General features: G+C 73.1%; 2 protein-coding genes. Both read right to left on the bottom strand.

Annotation, left to right across the window (positions count from 1 at the left end):
* Nucleotides 1-35 precede the first annotated feature (35 nt).
* Complete coding sequence (locus VTU_RS0121565) at nt 36-824, bottom strand: cephalosporin hydroxylase family protein (protein ID WP_010108701.1); 789 nt, start codon at nt 822-824, stop codon at nt 36-38.
* On the bottom strand, nt 821-1621 hold the full coding sequence (locus VTU_RS29350) for an NAD-dependent epimerase/dehydratase family protein (protein ID WP_010108700.1): 801 nt from the start codon (nt 1619-1621) through the stop codon (nt 821-823). The genes VTU_RS0121565 and VTU_RS29350 overlap by 4 nt, the downstream gene beginning before the upstream one ends.
* Nucleotides 1622-1682: the final 61 nt, after the last annotated feature.

Below are 1682 nucleotides of genomic sequence, written 5' to 3'. Positions count from 1 at the left end.
GCTCCCCGGGCCATGATGCGCGGCGCCGCCGCGACTCACTCCCTGCGGCGCAGAAAGCCGTGCGGCGCCGCGGTCAGTTGCAGGCGCTGCTCGATGTCGGAATCGACCGCGAACTCGGCGTGCCCGGCGAGCCACTGGCGCACCGCCGTCTTGGGGTTGTTGCCCACGTCCCAGGGGCGGTCCGGAAAAGAGCCCGGCGGCAGGTCTTCGACAAAGGTGTCGAAGACCACGCAGTAGCTGCCGGGCGTGACCAGCGGCGCGTAGGCGTTCAGCTCGGCGAGCACGTGCGCGTGCGTGTGCAGGGAATCCAGGCACACCATGACGCGCTGCACGCCGCGGGCTCTGGCCCGGACTTGGGCGAGCACCTCGGGCGCGGTGGACGAGCCCTCGATCATGGCGATGCGGTGGGCCATGGGGTGCGCTTCGATGGCCGCGCGGTTGTGCGCGCGGATGTCGATGTCCACGCCCAGCACCGTGCGCCGCGGCGCGCGCGGATCGAGCGGGGTGCCGGCTTCGGCGGCGTCACTCAGGTCGAGCAAGGCGAGCAGCGAGGCGCTGAGCACGAGCGAGCCGCCGTGGGCAATTCCGGTCTCGACGATGAGATCGGGCCGCACGCGCCACACCAGCTCCTGCATGGCGACCATGTCCTGCGGGTACTGGATGATGGGGCGCCCCAGCCAGTCGAAGTTGTACACGTACTGCCGCTGCACGGAGGCCCGCAGCCAGTCGCGCGAGAGGGCCCGGAACGCGCTGTCGCGCGCGTAGCCCGCGAGGCGCGCGCGGCGTTCCCGGGTGAATAGGGCGAGGGGGGCGAGGGGTTTCATGGCGGCGCGTCGCTGTCCAGGGCGGCAAAGAGCGGGCGCGGCTGCACGCCCCATTCGGCCTGCAAGCGCTGCACGGCGATGGGTGCGAACGACTGCCGCGGGGCGTCCTCGGGCCACTGCACCGAGCAGCCGGTGCGCTCCTGCAGCCAGGCGATCCATTGCGCGTGCGTGGTCTGGACGCCGCTGGCCACGTTGTAGACCGGGGCCCGGCCCGCGAGCGCGATGCGCGGCAGCCAGTCGAGCAGGTCGGCGATGTGCACGTAGTCCTTGGCCGAGCGCGGATCGCTGCGCAGCAGCACATGGCCCTGGCGCGCTTGGCGCAGCAGGTCGGCGACCAGGCTGTCCGGGCCGGCTTGCATGGCGGGGCCGACCACGTTCGACAGGCGCGCCACGCGCACGCCCGCGCGCGCGCTGGCGTGGCACAGCGCTTCGCCGGTGAGCTTGCTCAGGTTGTACAGGTACGAGGGGTCGCCCGGCAGCACCGTCAGGGGCGCGTCCTCGTCGGTGCGCGCGGCCCCCAGGTAGACCCGCGTGGACGACAGGTAGAGCAGCGACGCGAAGCGCGCGCTGCGCAGCACCTTGGCGAGCAGCCCCACGTGCGCGTCCACGGTGTCGAACGGGCGCGTGCGGAAGTCGGCCGTGAGGCCCGCGCAATACAGCACATGGTGCAGCGGCCGGGTCCACGGCCCGGCGTCGCCGCGCGCCGGCGCCCACACGCCGTGCCCCTGGGCGCGCAGATGCGCCGCCAGGCGGCTGCCGATGTAGCCCGAAGCGCCGAACACGGTAAAGCGTGTCACCGGCGCTCCCCCACCACCCGCACGGGCTGCCCGGCGTACACGGTGTAGGCGCGCAGCTCGC

Source organism: Verminephrobacter aporrectodeae subsp. tuberculatae At4, assembly GCF_000193225.1.
GTDB lineage: Bacteria > Pseudomonadota > Gammaproteobacteria > Burkholderiales > Burkholderiaceae_C > Acidovorax > Acidovorax aporrectodeae.
Note: the sequence above shows the minus strand (reverse complement) of the source record. Positions and strands in the feature narration are given on the sequence as shown.